The sequence below is a fragment of the Methanosarcinales archaeon genome, from assembly GCA_014859725.1.
In the GTDB taxonomy this organism is placed as follows: domain Archaea; phylum Halobacteriota; class Methanosarcinia; order Methanosarcinales; family Methanocomedenaceae; genus Kmv04.
Genome location: JACUTQ010000027.1, coordinates 1 through 19693, shown reverse-complemented (window position 1 = coordinate 19693; position 19693 = coordinate 1). Strand labels below are relative to the sequence as shown.

Genomic DNA, 19693 nt, shown 5'->3' with positions numbered 1-19693 from the left:
AAAGGGTATTAAGATGAATAAGAACGATTTCAAAGTAATTGCTTTTTTAGCCTATAAAAATATTGTTAAAAGCAAGTCTACTTTTTTTGTAATTGTTGCAGTCATGGCAATGAGCTTTCTTTCAATTACTTTCTTTGCAGCGATTATTGACGGTCTGGGTTATGAATTTGAAGAAAGTATGATTGAAGGTCTTACAGGACATTTGATGATAGAACCAACCGAAGATAATTTACATTTAGAAAATGTAGGTATTCTTGTTAAGAATATTAAACGGATTCCAGGTGTTGTAGGCGTAGCCCCCAGGCTTGAGTCTAGTGTTATTGCAACGCATAAAAATACTGAAATGGGAATTCCGGTCTTTTTTATTAATCCGCAAGATGAATTAAAGGTCTCAAACTTTCATGAAAGCATGGTCCTAGGAGAGTACCTTTCAGAAAAAGACACTAAAGTTATTATTATTGGAGCAGATCTTATACAAGCTTATGCACTAGAGGATGATACACAAAAACGATTAAATGTTAATGTTGGCGATACAGTTAGATTAAGCTTTGGTAATGGTTTTGTTGATGACTATAAAATAAAAGGTATTTTTAAGACAGGATCAAAATTTAGTGATGATAAAGTTCTCATTAATTATGATGAATACAACAAGATATTTCATACAGGAGATGTTGCAAGTAAAATTCTCATCAAACTTCCGGAAAGAGGTAGTGAAGATTATTATAAGCAAAAAATTATAGATCTGGGAGTAAGTGATCAAATAAATCCTTGGCAAACAAAAATGGGGGCTGTAAAACAGTTTGTAGGCAGCCTTCAAATAACAAATCAAATCACTGGGTTTATAGGCTTATTAACTGCTTTTGCAACAATTTACATAATCATTTTCATTAATGTCACGAATAAGAGAAAACAAATAGGTATTTTAAAAGCGGTGGGAATCAAAAAGCAAATCATACTAGGGTCATATGTCTTACAATCACTTATTTATGGAGTTGTAGGGGTAATAATTGGTAATTTGGTGATGCAAGGCTTACTTCTCCTTTTGACAATGTATCCTCTGAATATGCCGATTGGAGATGTAGTCCCAATTCTTACAACAGACAGATTAATCACAACATCAGTTACTTTGATCTTTGCTTCAATAATTGCAGGATTCTTCCCCTCAAAAAAAGCAGCAGATGATAACATACTTGACGCTATATTTGGTGGATAAAAATGACTGATATAATAATTAATGCTAAAAATCTGGAAAGAGTATATTTTAATGGAGTCATAAAAACTTATGCTCTAACAAATATAAGTCTAAACATAAAAGAAGGAGAATTTGTTGCAATAATGGGTCCAAGTGGATCCGGAAAAAGCACTTTACTCCATCAATTGGGGTTATTGGACATCCCCACAAAAGGAGAAATATTAATTGATAATGAAGATGTTGTTAATTTATCTGATGACGAAAGAACCAGATTCAGACTTGAAAAATTAGGTTACGTGTTCCAATCATATAACTTAATTCCTGAATTAACTACACTTGAAAATGTGTATATTACTCCAATGGCACAAGGAATAACAACAGAAAAATATAAAGAAATGGCGAAGGATATTCTTAAAAAAGTAGGTCTTGGCGATAGAATGAATCACTACCCTTCAGAACTTTCCGGTGGACAACAACAAAGAGTGTCTATTGCAAGGGCACTAGTTAATAAGCCTAAAATATTGTATGCTGATGAACCAACAGCAAACCTTGATTCAGATTCATCAGAAAGGACTGTAAAACTATTTCGACAACTAAACAAAGAAATTGGACAAACAATAGTTATGGTAACCCATGAATTAGAAGAAGGAAAAAAAGCGGACAGAATTATCTGGGTCAAAGATGGAGTGTTAGATACAAACAAGAATTAAAAATGGAATCGACAATAAAACACATAATTATCGATGCTGAAGTACCTAAAGGTGTAACTATTGGTGATCTCAGCAGGAAATATCCGGAAATCTCCTTCAATATTACTAATGGTCATTGGATTTCTGAGGATGAAAGAATTTGGCGCCAGTTTTTACTCGGGCACAGTAGTCATTTACAATAAATTCGTATCATTTTTTAATAAAAACATGACTAATTCAGTTGCATATGGCTAAACGAAAATTGATTGTCGAAATTGCACTAAATAGCGAATGTGATACAGAAGGCACGTTAAAAGACACTTATTTCTGCAATGAATATACAGGCACCTGGTGGATAGATCTTGAGCCGTTAAACAAAATACCAGGATGTAATCCGGCATGTGTGGTTAATTTAAATACAAGAACAGCAGAGATAAATGGGAGATGTACAGGAGTCATACCACCAAATAGCTAAAACTGACAGTATTATTGAAATTATTTACAATCGTTATTTTCCAGCTTTATCCAGTGCCTGGTTCGCAAGCTCATCAATTCTCTGAACCCGTTTATCAGACCTGCGAACATGGGTGTGTTTTACTGACTTGAAATCCTTTATTTTTAAGGATACTTTATCAAAAAGCGGTCTGAGGTTCTCAGCCCGTACCTTATACTGGCCTTTCAACTGCCTGGTCAACAGTTCGCTGTCCGTATAATGTTCAATTTCATTCTTCGAGTAATGAGTTGCTTTGTCCAGGGCGGCCATCAATGCACGGTACTCTGCTTCGTTATTTGTACCTATCCCGATATATTGGGATCGTTCTTCAATTACATTCCAGTTTGAATCATAGAGACCGTATCCTATGGCAGAAGGTCCGGGATTTCCCCTTGAAGCCCCATCGGTGACAATATAGATCTTCTTGAACTTTGGCATATCCATTCTCACAATGCTTTTGTAACATAAACAATAATCTTAAATATCTATTATGGAGGAATAATCCCTGGACCTTGAGAAAATCGCAGATGAGATCCGTACTTTTGAAGGACTTACACGCAAGCATAATATCGCAGATATTGTAAAAATCTTCGAGACCGTCAGGTCTGAATATGGGGACTGTATTGCAGATTTCGGAGATGATGCAGCCGTTTTGGATGCAGGGAATGAAGATGTCATTCTCTTTGCAGCCGATGGTATATGGGGGCGACTACTGGAAGCCAGTCCCTGGTGGGCCGGTTATAGTTCTGTGCTTGTGAATGTGAATGATATTTCGGCAATGGGCGGAAGACCATTAGGTATGGTCAATGTACTGTCCAGCAGCAATAAAAAAGCCTGTATTGAACTTCTAAATGGTATTAAAGACGGGATTTCCAAGTTCGGGGTCCCAATGGTAGGGGGGCATCTACATCCGGACACACCTCACTTATCCCTATCAGTAGCAATTGTGGGGATTGCAAAAAGGGACTGCCTGATACGAAGTGATACTGCCCGGACAGGAGACTTGATTATTGCAGCCTATGATATGGAAGGTAGAGTAGGTCCGAATTCACCTTACAGCTGGGACACCACCACCATGAAAACACCTTCCGAAGTACGAGAGAAATTCATGGTCATGCAGACCATAGGTGAAGCCCATGCAGTAACTGCTGGCAAGGATATCAGTAACCCTGGAACCTTAGGTACATTGGGTATGCTGCTTGAGACCAGCCATAAGGGTGCGGTGGTCGACCTGGCAAAAATACCTGTTCCCAAAGGAGTGGATTTTATCCAGTGGCTTAAGATCTACCCTGCCACAGGATATATTGTCACGGCGCAGCCAGGCCATGAAACACGCTGCATTGAATTATTCGAAGAAGTAGGAATAACCGCCAGGGTCATAGGTGAAATAACCAGTAATGACAGGCTGGTCATAAAGCATGGAGAAGAAAGTCTCAGCCTATTTGATTTTAAAAAGGACACCGTAACTGGTATTGTGTAGTGATCTGAGGTGTTAGTATAACCAAGATCGAGGGTATTGCAAGATCCACATTGGAATTTATTCTTGAAGTTTCAAAATCATCAGCTCCCAGGGAATTCGCTGGATTGCTGCGGGCCGAGGAAGGAGTGATCAAAGATGTTATTTTTCTTCCAGGTACTGAATCCAACCAGGTAAGTGCAGTGTTGAGATTATACATGATGCCCAATATCAAGATGGCAGGTTCGGTTCACAGCCACCCCTCCTCAAATACCAATCCCTCCAAAGCCGATATTGCATTGTTTGCCAGAGTTGGGGACAACAACATAATTGTGGGAGCTCCCTATAACGACCGTTCATGGCGGTGTTATGATTCAAATGGTCATTCCAGGGTCCTGAAAGTACTGGACATCGAGTTCGATGAAGATGAGGTTGATAATCAGATACTTTAAATACAATTTTGAATAACATATATTAAGTGAAACTGATTAAAATCTGGTTCGGCATCTTTTCTATTGAAAACGAAAATATCGTGGCCTGTGATCTGTATCCCAGGGACGTTCGCACGCTAGCTGAGCGTTTGCAGGAAACTCCCCGTGCACTGGAAATAAATGAGATATGCGGATGTGACATTCGTCATCTGGCATTGAAGTGGAAATTCGTAATATCTGAACAGGAATACGACGAACTTTTTCATAGCGTTAATATTGAATATACCAGACAACTGGTCAGTGCCGCAAAATCAGACGAACAAATCTTAATCCAGAGTATCGAAGCAATGGATGACCTTGACAGGATAATCAATGTTCTGTCTGAAAGATTGAAAGAGTTATATGATCTTAATTTCCCTGAACTTAAACTGAAAAGCGAACCTCTTGTTCATTTTGTTTCCAGGTATGGTACCAGGGATAATCCTGATACATGGATTGTTGAAGATGAAGATATCCTTAGAATTGCCGAACATTCAATGGGGATCGAACTTCCGGTGTCGTATGCAGAAAACATAAGAGAGCTGGCTGTAAATATTTCCGGTTTAATTGAAAATCGGAATAGGTTATCTGAATATATTGAATTATATATAACAGGCAAGTTACCCAATCTTTCAGCTATTGCAGGTGCACATATTGGAGCGCGGTTGATCAGTATTGCAGGAAGCGTGCAAAAACTTACAAACATGCCTTCCAGCACTATTCAGGTACTTGGTGCTGAAAAGGCTTTGTTTAAACATTTAAAGGGCAACGCTCCATCACCCAAACATGGAGTCATTTTTCAACATCCTGCCATCAGCGGATCATCCAGGTGGCTAAGGGGTAAGATCGCAAGGAAACTTGCTTCCAGTATCTCAATAGCTATAAGGGTGGATTATTATTCAGGAGATTATAGACGGGAAATTGCTGAAAGCTTTAATCGAAAGTTAGAGGCTTTGCATAAGCAATATCCTCCAAAACATTGATATCCTGATATTACTGCTATTTCAGGCATGAAGCCACAAATCTCGGAGCAAACTCCCTGTATGATGCTGCATGCAGATGGGAATAGACCGCTAATGTATTATTGTCCATCAAGCCGTCATAACTTTCCTTGATACCATGTCCCCGCTCCAATTTCATCCCGAATTTTGAATTGCCGGGCAGGTCGATTATCTCTGAATGATGGAACTCATGGCCAATGAACCTATCCTCAGGCTGTCCTATGGGAGTATTTTCAATAAAAGCGCCCCTGCTGTAACTTACCACACGGGTGCGCCCCATAAGCGTCTTTCCAGGCAGGGCACCTACCATCTGGTGTTCCCCCTCAGGCATATCTGCAGTGCGGTATGAGGATGTCTTTATGGCTCCGGTTATCAGGGATTGGGTAAGATACATCAAACCTCCGCATTCGGCGTAAATAGGCATTCCGGAGAGGGACATTTCCAAAATATGTTCCCTCATGCCTTCATTGGCAGCCAGTTCGGGTGCAAATAGTTCGGGATATCCCCCACCAATATATATGCCGTTCATATCTGGCGGATGGATGTCGTGGACAGGACTGAAATATTCAAGTTTTGCCCCTGATAGTTCCAGCAGGTCCAGATTATCCTGGTAATAAAAATTAAAAGCTTCATCAAGAGCTATACCTATCACTGGGCTCTCGTTAGCCTTTTTGGGTTCAAATATATTGGTTTCTGGCTTTTCCAGGGCTGATGCGCTCCTGGCAAGCTCCAGTATATTGTCAAGCTCGATCCCATCCCTGATAATATTCCTGATCTCCAACATGCGCTGATCAAAATCGTCAAGTTTGCGCCTTCCTTCCAGAGCAGGAACAAGTCCCAGGTGCCGCATGCTTATCTTCATGGATTCGTCGCGCCGTATCTCTCCTATCACTGGTACATCAGTATATGATTCAATTGCCTGTCGCGCCTTGAATGCGTGCCTTACTCCGCCGATATTGTTCAGGATAATACCGGCTATATGAACATCCGGGTCAAATGCTTTATATCCCATGACCAGTGCAGCTGCACTGCGGGTAATACTCCGTGCATTAATAACAAGAACCACCTGACAGTCCAGTATCTTGGCGATCTGGGCAGTGCTGCCAATATCGCTTAAGCCTTCGAGCCCCTCATATAGCCCCCTTACTCCTTCTATTATTGCAATATCTGCACCCCCATCGTAACTTATTCCGTGATGGAACACCTCCAGGACCGAGTCCCTGTCCATCAGGTATCCATCCAGGTTACGGCAGGGTCGGCCTGTAGCTTCTGCATGATAACTGGGATCAATATAGTCCAATCCTACTTTGAATGGCTGAACCCGTAATCCCATATCGGAAAATATTGACATTAGTCCCGTGGAAATTGTTGTTTTTCCACTGGATGAGCGGTCCCCGGCGATAAGTATTCTGGGGATGTCAACTTTTTCTGTAATGTCGTTCATGTTTTGTTGAGGACAATCTGAAACTATATATTAATATTCATTATCACCATTTTGAATGTGTGAAATTGTGGGGAATTATCTGTGACCAAAATAGAAAGCCAGAAAAGATATCCAAATCGATTGATAAAAGAAAAAAGTCCATATCTGCTGCAGCATGCATATAATCCTGTAGACTGGTATCCGTGGGGTCCAGATGCTTTTGAAAGGGCTAAACGTGAGGATAAACCTATCTTCCTGTCTATAGGGTACTCTACCTGTCACTGGTGCCACGTGATGGAGAAAGAATCATTTGAAGATAATGAAGTTGCCCGGCTATTGAATGAGACATTTGTGTGTATTAAAGTAGATAGGGAGGAACGGCCCGATATCGATAGTGTGTATATGACCGCCTGCCAGGCAATGACTGGCAGTGGAGGCTGGCCGCTTTCAATCATAATTACTCCTGATAAAAAGCCTTTCTATGCTGCTACATATATACCAAAGCATAGTAAATTCGGGATGCCGGGGATGCTGGAATTAATACCAGGGATCAATGACCTCTGGACCCATAAAAGGAAGGAATTGGAGGAACAGGCTATTCAGACTATTTCAGCCTTGAAGCGATCGTCAGAAGAAGGAAATGAATTAAACGAAGATACTCTTCATGATGCATATATCCAGTTGTTCAAAATGTTTGATGAAGAGTACGGGGGATTTGGCAATAGACCCAAGTTCCCTACCCCCCATAACCTGATGTTCTTATTGCGTTACTGGAAACGCACCGGGGATAAAATGGCCCTTTACATGGTGGAAAAGACCCTTGATGATATGCGAATGGGCGGCATTTATGATCAAATTGGTTTTGGTTTTCATCGTTATTCCACTGATGCTAAATGGCTTATTCCCCACTTTGAAAAGATGCTGTACGACCAGGCAATGCTGGCAATGGCCTACCTGGAAGCTTACCAGGCAACAGGGATAGAAGAATATGGAAATTCTGCCCGGGAGATTTTCACATATGTCTTAAGAGATATGACTGATGGGGACGGAGGATTTTACTCTGCCGAGGACGCGGACAGTGAAGGAATAGAAGGAAAATTCTATGTCTGGTCTGAAGGCGAAATTCGGCAGATGCTATCTGAAAAAGAAAGTGAATTACTCATCAATGTCTTAAATGTTAAAAGTGAAGGGAACTTTGCAGATGAAATGACCAAAAACAAGTCTGGTCGAAATATTCTGCACCTGAAAAAACCATTGGAAAAAATAGCTTCTGAACTTCATCTCCCGACAACAGAACTGCGAAGAGATCTGAATACTGCTATGCAGAACCTTTTTGCTGTTCGTGAAAAGCGCATTCATCCTCATAAAGATGATAAGATTTTGACGGATTGGAATGGATTAATGATAGCTGCACTGGCAAAAGGAGCGCAGGTACTTAATGAACCTGAATATGCTGACGCTGCCAAAAATTCAACCGATTTCATTCTTAAAAATATGCGGGATACTGATGGCATACTTTATCATCGATATCGTGATGGGGAATTCTCAGTTCCTGCTTTTTTAGATGACTATGCTTTTTTTATCTGGGGATTGATAGAACTATATGAAACCACATTTGAAGAACATTACCTGCAAACAGCTTTAGAGCTTTTGGATGATCTAATTGAACATTTCTGGGATAAGGAGAATGGTGGTTTTTATTTTACATCTGAGATAGCAGAAGATATCCTGATCCGGAAAAAAGAGATCTATGATGGTGCAGTTCCTTCAGGCAACTCAGTTGCAATGTTAAATTTGTTTCGGCTGGGCCGAATAATAGCTGATCCTGAATTTGAAGACATTGGAGCAAGGATTGCCCGAGCTTTCTCAAAAAGTATTTCATATTCTCCTGCCGGATATACTATGCTGCTGACAGCTCTGGATTTTGCATTGGGACCTACAAGTGAAGTCGTTATAGTGGGGGAGTCTCAGGCAGAAGATACACAACAAATGTTGAAGCTTCTGAGAAGAGAGTTTGTGCCAAATAAAGTAGTAATATTTTATCCCGGCGAAACAGATCAACCTGAGATCACTCACCTGGTCCAATATATCAAAGATTTTTTGAGTATAGAAGGCAAGGCTACAGCATATGTATGCAAGAATTATCACTGTACTCTTCCAACAACTGATGGAATGAAAATGTTGGAATTGATAACTCAAAATTAAATAAGATCCCATTAGAACATAGGCAAGCGGTTCCATGAAGTTAGGGAAGAAATTTTTTAAAAAAAATAATTGGAATATAAATATCAAAGTTAATATAAGCTAATATGCAAATATTATATTCCAAAACTATTAGGAATAAAGATTTTAAGATTTTTACTTATACTAATTTTTCTTGATACCCATCCAGCCTGTTCCTTTGCAGGTTCTGCAGGGTCTTCCTGGCATCATAAAACCATTTCCTTTACAGAATTGGCAGTTTAATGGGGGTTCTTTTACCATAAATGATGCTTTTCCGTGACAAACTGGACATTCTCCCCCATCAGCCTTCCCGGTACCTCTACAATAATTACATCGCTGTTCTGAATAAGTTTTCTCTTCCATAATTTTCATCCTGCCTGGCAAAAATATACCTGACATGTTTTTATCATGGTTTATTGTTACTTATTATTTGCGGTATTATTCTTTAATAATGATTGATGTAAAGCCAATAATCAGAGGTTCAGAAGGTTTTCAGTAGTTTTCCATGAATGACGTACAATTTCGGGAAAACTTTTATGTTCTTTTATCCAGTCTGCCAAAAACCTCTTTGTGGTAGGATCTGAAGGGTATCCACTTCCCAGCGGTATTCCAATTTCTTTTTCCATATCTCTAATAGCTCTATCCCGTTGGGCCTTTGCAATTATCGATGCGGCTGAAACAATAGGAAATTTAGTATCTGCTTTGTGTTTTGCTACAATTTCTATAGATATACTACATTTCTTTTGTACATTTTCCCCAAAACGTTCTTCATTCACATCTGCAGCATCCAGATATGCTTTGTTGGGTTTGATTTGATCCAGTACATTAGCATGACTCAATACCATTATCTGGTTCATTGTCATGATCTTCCTGAACTCGTCTATCTGTCTGGCACTTACTTCCAGGATATAATAACTATTAGCAAGCTCTTTTATTTTGGAACTAAGGTAATTTCTACGTGTTGCCGAAAGTACCTTTGAGTCTTTAACTCCAAGTTTGTTCAATTCATCCAGCCGGTCTTCTTGCATAACTACTCCGGCCACCATCATGGGCCCCAGCACAGGTCCTTTTCCTGCTTCATCTACACCTGCTATAAGTACCATATTCATTCCAAAATTTTAATAAATGATTACAAAAGTAATATTTTAATTCTTTTAATTAACTGTATCTATCTACTATTTATAATAATGATAGATGCAAAAGCATTTAATATTATAGAATTTATTAAGGCTAAATTTAATCTATATGTACAATGTGTTTTGGGCTAATTCATAGTGCATTATATTATTTATGAATATTAGCAAAATAATTAAAGATAGATGTGTATATATATATATATAATATATTAACAAAGTATTTTAAAAAATTACTATGTGTTGGCAAACTAAAAAAAATATATCTGACTGAATAAAGGAGAGTATATTCTCAATGGTATTAAAAAAAGGCAGATTCATAATAGAAGATCTGGAGAACGTCCAGATAAATATAGGTGAAGTGGCATATTCTGGTGCCGAATTGGAAGCTCAGGGTCCAACTCCCAAACCTAAAATAGCAGATCTGAGGGATTGGGATAAACGGCTGCTTAACAGGTATGAACCAGTCTATTCACCAGTATGTGACATGTGCTGTAATTGTACATACGGTAAATGTGACCTTACTGGTAATAAAGAAGGGGCATGTGGAATTGACATGGAAACCCATCAGGCCAGGGAGAGTTTGACTAAGACTCTTATGGGTACTGCAGCACATACTGCACATGGCAGGCATCTACTTAATAATCTGATCGAGCGTTTTGGTGCAGACCATCCTATAGAAGTGGGTTTTAGCAACCTGAAAGCTCCTGTTACGCAAACAATTATGGGAATAGCACCAGAGACAATTGGCGATTTTCGACCTGTGCTTGATTATATCGAAGAAGAGATCACTCAACTTTTAGCTACCACTCATACCGGCCAGGAAGGTGATGCAAATGATTTTGAATCCAAGGCTCTTCATGCCGGTATGCTTGACCTGCTGGGAATGGAAGTAGCTGATATTATCCAGATATCCTGTCTGGGTATGCCTAAAGCCATAGAGGATACTCCGCTCGTTGAGATCGGAATGGGTTCTATTGATAATACTAAACCGGTACTGCTCTGCATAGGCCATAATGTGGCTGCAGTGACATATATTATGGATTATATAGAAGAACATGAGCTCAGTGATAAGATCGAAGTGGCAGGATTGTGTTGCACAGCCCATGATATGGTCCGATATAATACTAATGCCAAGATCGTGGGTTCCATGTCCAAAGAATTAAAATACATACGTTCGGGCATTCCTGATGTTATTGTAGTGGACGAACAATGTGTCAGGGCAGATATTCTAAAGGAAGCAAGCAAGCTCCACATTCCTGTAATTACTACCAACGATAAGATCTTGTATGGTCTGAAGGACCGTTCTGATGACGAGATCGATGATATAATAAAAGAGCTTGTTTCAGGTGACGAACCCGGTGCACTGGTCTTTAATTACGAAAAGGTTGGAGAACTGGTACCCAAACTTGTCATGGAAATGGCCCCTATACGAAAAGCAAAAGGCATTACTGCTCTTCCGAATGACGAAGAATTCAAGGAACTTGTTTCATCATGCACTATGTGTGGAAATTGTGTTATCGGATGTCCACAGGGCCTGCCCATTGACGAAGCCATGAAAGCTGCAGCAGCAGGTGATCTCTCCAAATTTGAGCATCTCCATGATATTTGTATAGGTTGCGGACGATGTGATTATGAGTGCCCGAAAGGTATCCCGGTCTTAAACGTAATTGAGAAAGCTTCCCAACGAGTGATACGGGAAGAGAAGGGCAAGGTCCGGGTAGGCAGGGGCCAGATTAGCGACCCTGAGATCAGGGAAGAAGGTCGCAACCTTGTACTGGGAACAACCCCAGGTGTAATTGCCATGGTGGGATGCCCTAATTATCCCAACGGCAGCCGGGAGGTGTATGAGATCGCCGAGGAGATGCTGAAGCGAAGTTACATCATAATAACCTCAGGATGCACGGCCATGGATATTGGCATGTTCAAAGACGATGAAGATAAGACACTATATGAACGATTTGCGGGGCGTTTTATCAAAGGAAACCTGCTGAATACCGGAGGTTGTGTGTCCAATGCACATATTGCTGCCACTACCATCAAGGTGGCAAGTATTTTTGCGGGTCGAAATATCACAGGCAACTGGGAAGAGATCGCAGATTATGTATTGAACAGGATAGGTGCAGTAGGATTGGCCTGGGGAGCATATTCCCAGAAAGCCCTGTCAATAGGTACCGGATGCAACAGGCTGGGCATACCAGTAGTTGTAGGACCACATGGACCCAAATACAGACGTGCTTATGTTGGAAAACCCTATGATTCAGAGAAATGGAATGTGATGGATGGAAGGGATGGAAAAGTAATAAATATTGAACCTGCTCCCGAACATCTCTTTATATCGGCTGAGACTAAAGCCGAGGTAATGCCCCTTTTGGCTAAACTCTGTTTCAGGCCAAGTGATAACAGTCTTGGTCGGATGATAAAACTCACACATTACATCGAACTGAACGAGAAATACCTGGGAACCTTGCCTGATGACTGGCATATCTATGTGAGAAGTGAAGCAGACCTGCCTCTGGCCAAGAAGGAAGCACTTCTTAAGAACCTTGAAGAAAAACAAGGATGGAAGATCGACTGGAACAAGAAAAAGATCCTGGAAGGGCCGACCAGAGTTGCTGATGTATCATTCCAGCCTACAAATGTACCCAGACTTTGTAAGGAGGCGTCTGAATAATGGCTGCTGTGGATACAACCAAAAATGCAATTCCTTTTGACAGGGGTAATATACCAGGACCCAAGATGGCGAGACCTACCAAAGCAGATGTGGCCGGCAAACTGATCTCAAAAGCAAAACGACCTTTGTTGATCGTCGGGACAGCAGCTGGTGAGGAAGGACTTATAGAGATCGTAAAAATAATGGCTGAAAAAGGGATTCCAGTAGCTGCTACAGGAAGCAGCATGGGGAATCTGGCAAAGGAAGGTATTGAAGCCACATACGTTAATTTACACGCCCTGGTTTCATATCTTAAGGACCCGAATTGGAAAGGATTTTACGGAAATGGTGGCTATGATACAGCGATCTTTTTAGGTCATACTTACTATCATGCCAGCCAGTTGATGTCAACTTTGAAGAATTTCACAAACATCAATGTGATCTCCATTGACAGATATTACCATCCAAATGCCAAACAATCATTCGGCAATCTTAAAAAGGAAGATCATGTTAAGGCACTGCAGGAAGTAATTGCCCAAATTTCGTGATATAATTACAATCAAAAGGTAAAACGATACGAGGATGAATTAATGACTGATGAATTCCCCTTTGAAATATCCCCTATGTTTGAGGGAGAAAGAGTACGTAAGGATGATATGTACCTGGAACTGGCAGGCCCGAAATCAAAAGGGTTCGAACTGGTCCGGGCTTCAGAAATGGACGAGATTGAAGATGGTAAGTTTACACTTATCGGCCCTGATATCTCAGATGTTAAAGAGGGGGACCGGCTCCCTTTAGGCATGATCTACCGTATTGCAGGTGAACTGGTGGAAACTGATCTGGAAGCCATCGTTGAAAGGCGAAACCACGATTTCCAGAACTATATCCAGGGCCTGATGCACCTGAACCAGCGATATGATGTATGGCTCCGTATTAACAAGGATGCAATTGCAAAAGGCCTCAATTCTTTTGAACAGATCGCCAAGGCCACTATGATGCTGTTCAAAAATGAGATGTCGTTTATTGAAAAGATCGAAGCCACTTACATTACTGATCTGGATAAAGTGCAGGAAGCACAGGATGAGGCAATGATTGTATATGCTGCCAGGGATGAGCGGACCCGTAATCTCCATGATGAGGATGTTGACGTATTCTATGGGTGTACTCTGTGCCAGAGTTTTGCACCCACCAGTGTATGTGTTATCACTCCCGACAGGATCGCACTGTGCGGGGCCATTAACTGGTTCGATGGAAGGGCTGCAGCCAAAGTGGATCCTGAAGGGCCCCAGTTCGCTATTGAAAAAGGCGAATGCCTTGACGAGATCGGTGGAGAATACACAGGTGTTAATGAGAAAGCAGTGGCATTATCAGGTGGCGAATACCAGAGGATTAAGATACACAGTTTCTTTGAGTTTCCACATACATCGTGCGGCTGTTTTGAGGTAGTAGGTTTCTATATACCAGAACTTGATGGTATCGGTTGGGTAGATAGGGATTACGCAGATATGGCACCCAACGGCCTGCCTTTTAGTACTATGGCAGGACAGACCGGTGGTGGAAAGCAGGTCATGGGTTTTTTGGGTGTAGGTATTAACTATTTCCGCTCCCCAAAATTCATTCAGTCAGATGGCGGTTGGAACCGTGTGGTTTGGATGCCCAAGAACCTGAAAGATAAAATTATGAATGATATCCCTGAAGATATTGTTGACAAGGTGGCTACTGAAGAAGATGCCAAGGATCTGGATACTTTGAAGGCATTTTTACTGGATAAAGGTCATCCTATTGTGGAAAAATGGGTTACTGAGGAAGAACCAGAGATGGAAGCTGCTCCAGTTCCAATGCCTGCTATGAACATACCAGCATTCGACCCGGCTATGATGCAGAATATGCCTGCAATGGGCGGTGGTGGCGGCATTAAGGTGACATTGAAGAACGCCAAAGTCACCATAGACAGGATAGTCCTGAGCAGTAAATAATAACTGTTGAGGTGACTGTGAAAGTCGTAGCCATTACAGGTAAAGGAGGTACAGGCAAGACCGCATTTGCGGCCATGCTCATCAGTAAACTGGTGAGCAAGGATATGACTATTCTTGCCATCGACGCCGACCCAGATTCAAACCTGCCTGAAGTTCTTGGAGATGAGGTTACGCAGACTGTAGGTGACCAACGAGAGTTCCTTATGACACAGAGGGATAATCTACCACCTGATACTGATAAATCACGGGTACTGGAATCTAAAATATATTCAGTGCTTTTAGAGCAGACAGGGTATGACTTGCTTGTTATGGGAAGACCCGAAGGTAAGGGTTGCTACTGTTTTGCCAATAATCTTTTAAGAGGTATTATGGATCGTATCATCAAAAACTATGATCTGACCATAGTGGATACGGCTGCCGGACTGGAACACCTTAGCAGGGGTATAATACAGGATGTCAATGAATTAATTGTAGTGACTGATGGTTCAAAGCGGGGTCTGCATACTGCACAGCGGATCAGAGAGCTTGTGAAAGAACTTGATTTGAATATTGAGAAAATGCATGTAGTACTCAACAAGGTAACACCTCAGAACAGGGAACGTCTTCAGCAATATGCTGCGGATTTGGGACTGGATCTGGCAGGCGTAATACCTTTTGATGAGACCATTGCCCAGTTCGATCTTGAAGGGAGATCACTAAAGGAGCTCCCATCAACGTCCCCTGCAATAGTTGAAATCGAAAATATTATCATTCAATTAGAGCTGTAAGAACTAGACTTTTAATCATGATCATCTGAAGTTCATTATATACAAAAAAACCGGTGGAATGCTAAATGGCAAAAAAACTTAAAATATCAGAACTGGGCGGCATGTTCAAAGACCTTGATGTGGAGTCTTTGGAAGGGGTTCACATAGAAGGCGACATAGAACTTGATCTGGACGCTATGGGCGGACTCAATCCTCAGCTATCCTATATGCTTGGGCATGAAACTGCACAGATAGCCCAGCATCTTATCAATATTTCACGATTATTGGGGTATCCTGTTGACCAATTACTTGGGGCAACAGGGTTAAGCGCAGTCCCTGGCGCGGCCAGACCTAAGGAATTATTGCGGTCTAAATTTGAAGTAGGTAAAATAGATGAATGGAAAAATCCCATACAAGAAGTCACATTGGGAGCAACTTCTGCGGATGGAGGCACCCGAAAGAGTACAGTGACTGTGGGAGGGGAGAACGCACTACCTTACTATTTTGACAGTCCAATGCCCCATCGAAACCACATCACAATGGATGTGTTCGATATGCCCATCGGAATGGCAAAAGCTGTCAAGGTGAATTATGAGGATGTAATTGAGAGCCCGGCCGAATGGGCCAAGAAAGCGGTCAATGACTTTGGGGCAGATATGGTGACCATCCACCTGATCAGTACTGACCCCATGATCAAGGATACCTCGGCCAGGGAGGCAGCAGAGACCGTGGCCGATGTTTTGCAGGCAGTGGATGTACCTATTGTCATAGGCGGCAGCGGCAATCCTGAGAAGGACCCTGAAGTCCTGGAAAAGGTAGCAGAGATCGCAGAAGGTGAGAGAGTATTGCTGGCCAGTGCCAGTCTTAATCTTGATTATGAACGCATTGCAAAAGCAGCTAATGAATACGGGCATGTTGTCCTGTCATGGACCCAGCTTGAGATCAATGCCCAGAAGGAGTTAAACAGGAAATTGATGAAGCAGTGCGGTGTCAAGCGGGAAGATATTATTATGGACCCGACAACAGCTGCACTGGGTTACGGATTGGATTATGCTTATACCAATATGGAGCGCATCCGCCTGGCTGGTCTTATCGGGGATAACGAACTTTCCTTCCCGATGAGCAGCGGTACAACCAATGCCTGGGGAGCCAGGGAAGCATGGATGGTGGGCTCGCCCATAAAGGAAGACAGTGATTGGGGGCCCAGGGAATACAGGGGTCCTATCTGGGAGATCGTTACCGGACTGACCCTGGCCCTTGCAGGCAACGACCTGTTCATGATGATGCACCCAGGTTCAGTAGCTGTGCTCAAGGAGATTACCCAGAGCCTGTATGGTTCAATTGACAGGGATACTATAGATATCTCCAACTGGGTTACTGCGGAGGTGTGAAAATGAAAATAAACAGTCCGTTGGAAGTTTATAAGTACCTGCCCCAGACAAATTGCGGTGATTGTGGTGAGGCCACATGTATGGCTTTTGCATCCCATCTCATAGACCGCTCATTAAAACTGGAAGACTGCAAACCCATATTGGAGGATAAGTTCAAGAAAAAATACCTTGAACTCGGCGAATTGATGGCTCCTGAGATCAGGGAAGTGATTATCGGTGTGGGCGATGAAGCAGTGGCAGTTGGTGGTGATGATGTGCTGTATAGGCATCAGCTGACTTTCTTTAACCAGCCTGCCTTTGCGATTGATGTATGGGATACTATGCCTGAGGATGAATTGATTGAAAGAGTCAAATTCATCCGGGATTACAGGAAATTCTATGTGGGCCGTTTCCTTACAATAGATATGATTGCGGTACGCAGTACCTCAAATGACCCTGCCAGATTCAAGGAAACTGTTTCAAAAGTAATGGAGAATACTGACCTTCCACTAATATTATGCAGTCTGAATCCTGAAGTGTTAAAAGCTGGATTGGAGGTCGCGGCCAAGTCAAAACCGCTAATCTATGCAGCCACCAGGGATAACTGGCAAGCAGTGTCTGACCTGGTACTGGAATATGATGTTCCCACGGTCCTGTTTGCACCTGATGACATGGATACCCTGAAAAGCCTGGCAGGAACTTTTTTAGAGATGGGTCGGGAAAATCTGATTCTGGACCCGGGTACTAATCCACAGGGCAAGAGCCTGCGCGAATCGTTTGAGAATTTCCTGAAGATCAGGCGTTCAGGGATTAAGGAGGGACAGCGGGATATTGCATTCCCGTTAATGGCCGTACCCATGACAGCTTATTTAACCAATGATGACCCGGTCAGTGCCAGTTATTGGGAAACTGTGCTGGCATCGGTATTTTCTGTACGATATGGTGATATCATGATCCTGCATAGCATTGAACCCTATGCCCTACTTCCCGAACTTCATATAAGGGATACAATCTATACCGACCCGAGGACCCCTGTCAAGGTAGATCCAAAGGTGTATGAGGTTGGTTCTCCTGGTAAGGATTCTCCTGTGATCGTGACTACCAATTTTGCTTTGACTTATTATACGGTTGAGAGCGACCTGGCCAGTAATGGGATCGATTGTTATCTATTAGCAGCTGATACTGACGGTCTGGGTGTAGAAGCTGCGGTAGCAGGTGGGCAGCTGACAGCCAAGACAATTACTGATGGGTTCAATAAGGACAATTTCGATTTCAAGAAGATGACCAGTCACAATACTGTGATACTTCCGGGACTGGCAGCAAGACTTCAGGGTGATATGGAAGATGCCAGTGGATTGAATGTAAAGATCGGAACTCCGGACAGCGGTCGCATTCCTGGCTGGATGGAGAAGAACTGGCCGCCTGAAGTTAAAAGTTAATAGAGAAAATGTATGGTGCTTTGCCAAAAATTATTTTAAGGCAAGATTTTTGTGTATCACATTCATTACATTATAAGGGATTTTTACACCACTGCTATCGTTGTTCATCATAACCCACGTATTTATTGCTGTGGCAACAGTCAAAGCAGTCTTCTCATCAATTGTCCTATCTGATATCCAGCCAGCAACTTCATTTTTATTCAGGATTTTCAAACCATATACCTCCTCAATGGTTTCCAGATGAGCATTAACCCGGTCTTTTATTACAGGATTCATTATCGGAATTCCTCACCAACATCTATACCATATTCCATATTATCAGGAAGATATGATCTGTCCATTTTTTCATTCTGTGCTGCCTTTTTCTTTTCTTCCAGGGCTTCAACTGCTATATGCAATTCAGTCTTATCAGCTTCAGGATGATGTTCCAGTTCCAGGTTGATCTGCTTAATAATGAGTTCAAGCTGGGCAGGGGACATTTCACTATAACGCTTTTTGAGATATTCTTCTTTTTCGGACCCCATGATAATCCCTTCCATAGTTTTTATTAAACCAGGGGATTTTTATCTCTAATTAAAGAAGGAGTGGCAAGACATATAATGTTTTGGATATTCCATTCTACCGAAGTATTTATGTGCAATAATAACCTTCAAGCGTGCGTTTTTATTGAATATAACTATGCCCCGGTGGCTCAGCCCGGCAGAGCGAGTGATTTGTAATCACTAGGTCGGGGGTTCAAATCCCCCCCGAGGCTTCTATGTCCTAAAGTACAAAAAGCCCATTTTTTACGTAGTTGATTTATCATCTCCCTTGAGATCATGTCCAGACTGCAATACCGCCGCCTATAGCCACTGTTACCCTGCCCATTACTTCGCTCATCTATTAAGCCGCATGGGATTGGGGACTGCTATGTCCTGACCAGCCCAGGGAATATGATTCTTATCTCTTTATTCACAGTGATTTGATCCTTGTTACATTCGTATTGCCGAAAGGCAACCACCTGAAAGGTGGTCGCTAAGAGGACATTAAATTGCCTCCAAAGCCTATTACCCAAAGCAATAGAGGTTACCCATTTTCCTGGGACATTCTTGAAGATTATACTGCCGATGTAAAAACGCTTACAGGAAACGCTGATCGATGGAAAAAGAAATTCAATCTACAAAAAATTATCATGGTTTTCGATCGCGGAATGGTCTCAGAAGATAACCTGAAGCATCTGGAAGGTAGCAAGAACTATCTGTACATTACTGCCCTGGACAAAGACCAGTTGACCGGAATTAAAGGTTTTAAGCCTGAGAGGTTCAAGAACTTAACAAAAGAGACCACGGAAAATGAGATAATCTCGAAAGGTTTGAATAAATACGATGATACCACCTACTACGAAGACCTGGGAGTGGATAGCAGTGGCAGACGACATATATTGGTGTTT

At 41.9% G+C, this 19693-nt stretch carries 20 protein-coding genes and 1 tRNA gene; 15 read left to right on the top strand and 6 right to left on the bottom strand.

Annotated features, from left to right (window positions below; all coding sequences use genetic code 11):
- Positions 1-13: 13 nt before the first annotated feature.
- From IBX40_03855 to IBX40_03845, 3 genes are all read left to right on the top strand, one after another.
- Positions 14-1213, top strand: coding sequence for an ABC transporter permease (locus IBX40_03855; GenBank protein ID MBE0523455.1), 1200 nt, complete (start codon positions 14-16; stop codon positions 1211-1213).
- A 2-nt stretch (positions 1214-1215) separates the two neighbouring features.
- On the top strand, positions 1216-1902 hold the full coding sequence (locus IBX40_03850) for an ABC transporter ATP-binding protein (protein ID MBE0523454.1): 687 nt from the start codon (positions 1216-1218) through the stop codon (positions 1900-1902).
- Between the two features lie 226 nt (positions 1903-2128).
- Positions 2129-2356 carry a hypothetical protein gene (locus IBX40_03845; protein ID MBE0523453.1) on the top strand — a complete coding sequence of 76 codons (228 nt, stop codon included), beginning with the start codon at positions 2129-2131 and terminating at the stop codon, positions 2354-2356.
- A 33-nt stretch (positions 2357-2389) separates the two neighbouring features.
- On the opposite strand, the gene IBX40_03840 is transcribed toward IBX40_03845, so the two are convergent.
- Positions 2390-2812: a ribonuclease HI family protein gene (locus tag IBX40_03840; GenBank protein MBE0523452.1), complete on the bottom strand. Its 423-nt coding sequence runs from the start codon at positions 2810-2812 to the stop codon at positions 2390-2392.
- A 67-nt stretch (positions 2813-2879) separates the two neighbouring features.
- Here IBX40_03840 and IBX40_03835 point away from each other — a divergent pair, with 67 nt between their 5' ends.
- The 3 genes from IBX40_03835 to IBX40_03825 are packed head-to-tail and all read left to right on the top strand — an operon-like array spanning position 2880 to position 5283.
- On the top strand, positions 2880-3854 hold the full coding sequence (locus tag IBX40_03835; GenBank protein ID MBE0523451.1) for a methanogenesis marker 2 protein: 975 nt from the start codon (positions 2880-2882) through the stop codon (positions 3852-3854).
- Positions 3855-3871: 17 nt separating this feature from the next.
- A complete protein-coding gene (locus tag IBX40_03830; GenBank protein ID MBE0523450.1) occupies positions 3872-4282 on the top strand; it encodes a Mov34/MPN/PAD-1 family protein in 411 nt (136 codons plus the stop codon).
- 26 nt (positions 4283-4308) lie between these two features.
- On the top strand, positions 4309-5283 hold the full coding sequence (locus IBX40_03825) for an rRNA biogenesis protein (GenBank protein ID MBE0523449.1): 975 nt from the start codon (positions 4309-4311) through the stop codon (positions 5281-5283).
- Positions 5284-5299: 16 nt separating this feature from the next.
- Here the strand turns inward: IBX40_03825 and cfbB are convergent, their stop codons facing one another.
- A complete protein-coding gene (gene cfbB / locus IBX40_03820) occupies positions 5300-6745 on the bottom strand; it encodes a Ni-sirohydrochlorin a,c-diamide synthase (protein ID MBE0523448.1) in 1446 nt (481 codons plus the stop codon).
- A gap of 81 nt (positions 6746-6826) precedes the next feature.
- On the opposite strand from cfbB, the gene IBX40_03815 reads away from it, so the two are divergent.
- Complete coding sequence (locus IBX40_03815) at positions 6827-8929, top strand: thioredoxin domain-containing protein (protein MBE0523447.1); 2103 nt, start codon at positions 6827-6829, stop codon at positions 8927-8929.
- Positions 8930-9091: 162 nt separating this feature from the next.
- On the opposite strand, the gene IBX40_03810 is transcribed toward IBX40_03815, so the two are convergent.
- Both IBX40_03810 and IBX40_03805 read right to left on the bottom strand, forming a co-directional pair.
- Entirely contained in the window at positions 9092-9310 is a 219-nt protein-coding gene (locus IBX40_03810) for a hypothetical protein (GenBank protein MBE0523446.1), read from the bottom strand.
- Positions 9311-9420: 110 nt separating this feature from the next.
- Positions 9421-10050: a ribonuclease HII gene (locus IBX40_03805; GenBank protein MBE0523445.1), complete on the bottom strand. Its 630-nt coding sequence runs from the start codon at positions 10048-10050 to the stop codon at positions 9421-9423.
- A gap of 325 nt (positions 10051-10375) precedes the next feature.
- On the opposite strand from IBX40_03805, the gene cdhA reads away from it, so the two are divergent.
- The 6 genes from cdhA (at position 10376) to IBX40_03775 (ending at position 18264) form a co-directional block, all read left to right on the top strand.
- Positions 10376-12754 (top strand): CO dehydrogenase/acetyl-CoA synthase complex subunit epsilon, encoded by a 2379-nt coding sequence (gene cdhA, locus IBX40_03800; protein ID MBE0523444.1) that lies wholly within the window; start codon positions 10376-10378, stop codon positions 12752-12754.
- Positions 12754-13281, top strand: a complete 528-nt coding sequence (gene cdhB / locus IBX40_03795) for a CO dehydrogenase/acetyl-CoA synthase complex subunit epsilon (GenBank protein MBE0523443.1) — start codon at positions 12754-12756, stop codon at positions 13279-13281. The genes cdhA and cdhB overlap by 1 nt, the downstream gene beginning before the upstream one ends.
- Positions 13282-13323: 42 nt before the next feature.
- Entirely contained in the window at positions 13324-14709 is a 1386-nt protein-coding gene (gene cdhC, locus IBX40_03790) for a CO dehydrogenase/CO-methylating acetyl-CoA synthase complex subunit beta (protein MBE0523442.1), read from the top strand.
- Between the two features lie 17 nt (positions 14710-14726).
- The gene (locus IBX40_03785) at positions 14727-15476 is read left to right on the top strand and encodes an AAA family ATPase (GenBank protein ID MBE0523441.1); all 750 of its coding nucleotides are present in this window, start codon (positions 14727-14729) and stop codon (positions 15474-15476) included.
- Between the two features lie 65 nt (positions 15477-15541).
- Positions 15542-16846, top strand: a complete 1305-nt coding sequence (gene cdhD, locus IBX40_03780) for a CO dehydrogenase/acetyl-CoA synthase subunit delta (GenBank protein ID MBE0523440.1) — start codon at positions 15542-15544, stop codon at positions 16844-16846.
- Between the two features lie 2 nt (positions 16847-16848).
- Positions 16849-18264: an acetyl-CoA decarbonylase/synthase complex subunit gamma gene (locus IBX40_03775; GenBank protein MBE0523439.1), complete on the top strand. Its 1416-nt coding sequence runs from the start codon at positions 16849-16851 to the stop codon at positions 18262-18264.
- Positions 18265-18294: 30 nt separating this feature from the next.
- On the opposite strand, the gene IBX40_03770 is transcribed toward IBX40_03775, so the two are convergent.
- Positions 18295-18540 carry a hypothetical protein gene (locus IBX40_03770; protein MBE0523438.1) on the bottom strand — a complete coding sequence of 82 codons (246 nt, stop codon included), beginning with the start codon at positions 18538-18540 and terminating at the stop codon, positions 18295-18297.
- Positions 18540-18788 (bottom strand): hypothetical protein, encoded by a 249-nt coding sequence (locus tag IBX40_03765; GenBank protein MBE0523437.1) that lies wholly within the window; start codon positions 18786-18788, stop codon positions 18540-18542. Before IBX40_03765 ends, IBX40_03770 begins: the two co-directional genes overlap by 1 nt.
- A 156-nt stretch (positions 18789-18944) precedes the next feature.
- On the opposite strand from IBX40_03765, the gene IBX40_03760 reads away from it, so the two are divergent.
- Together IBX40_03760 and IBX40_03755 are read left to right on the top strand one after the other, a co-directional pair.
- Positions 18945-19018 (top strand) — tRNA-Thr (locus IBX40_03760).
- Positions 19019-19294: 276 nt separating this feature from the next.
- Positions 19295-19693: hypothetical protein (locus IBX40_03755; GenBank protein MBE0523436.1), on the top strand; the 399-nt coding region annotated here is incomplete at its 3' end.

Coding starts and splice junctions, on each gene's coding strand:
- IBX40_03765 (MBE0523437.1), bottom strand. CDS start 18,788: ATGGGGTCCGAAAAAGAAGAATATCTCAAAAAGCGTTATAGTGAAATG.
- cdhB (MBE0523443.1), top strand. CDS start 12,754: ATGGCTGCTGTGGATACAACCAAAAATGCAATTCCTTTTGACAGGGGT.
- IBX40_03770 (MBE0523438.1), bottom strand. CDS start 18,540: ATGAATCCTGTAATAAAAGACCGGGTTAATGCTCATCTGGAAACCATT.
- IBX40_03810 (MBE0523446.1), bottom strand. CDS start 9,310: ATGGAAGAGAAAACTTATTCAGAACAGCGATGTAATTATTGTAGAGGT.
- IBX40_03805 (MBE0523445.1), bottom strand. CDS start 10,050: ATGGTACTTATAGCAGGTGTAGATGAAGCAGGAAAAGGACCTGTGCTG.
- cfbB (MBE0523448.1), bottom strand. CDS start 6,745: ATGAACGACATTACAGAAAAAGTTGACATCCCCAGAATACTTATCGCC.
- cdhA (MBE0523444.1), top strand. CDS start 10,376: ATGGTATTAAAAAAAGGCAGATTCATAATAGAAGATCTGGAGAACGTC.
- IBX40_03845 (MBE0523453.1), top strand. CDS start 2,129: ATGGCTAAACGAAAATTGATTGTCGAAATTGCACTAAATAGCGAATGT.
- IBX40_03855 (MBE0523455.1), top strand. CDS start 14: ATGAATAAGAACGATTTCAAAGTAATTGCTTTTTTAGCCTATAAAAAT.
- IBX40_03775 (MBE0523439.1), top strand. CDS start 16,849: ATGAAAATAAACAGTCCGTTGGAAGTTTATAAGTACCTGCCCCAGACA.
- IBX40_03850 (MBE0523454.1), top strand. CDS start 1,216: ATGACTGATATAATAATTAATGCTAAAAATCTGGAAAGAGTATATTTT.
- IBX40_03840 (MBE0523452.1), bottom strand. CDS start 2,812: ATGCCAAAGTTCAAGAAGATCTATATTGTCACCGATGGGGCTTCAAGG.
- cdhC (MBE0523442.1), top strand. CDS start 13,324: ATGACTGATGAATTCCCCTTTGAAATATCCCCTATGTTTGAGGGAGAA.
- cdhD (MBE0523440.1), top strand. CDS start 15,542: ATGGCAAAAAAACTTAAAATATCAGAACTGGGCGGCATGTTCAAAGAC.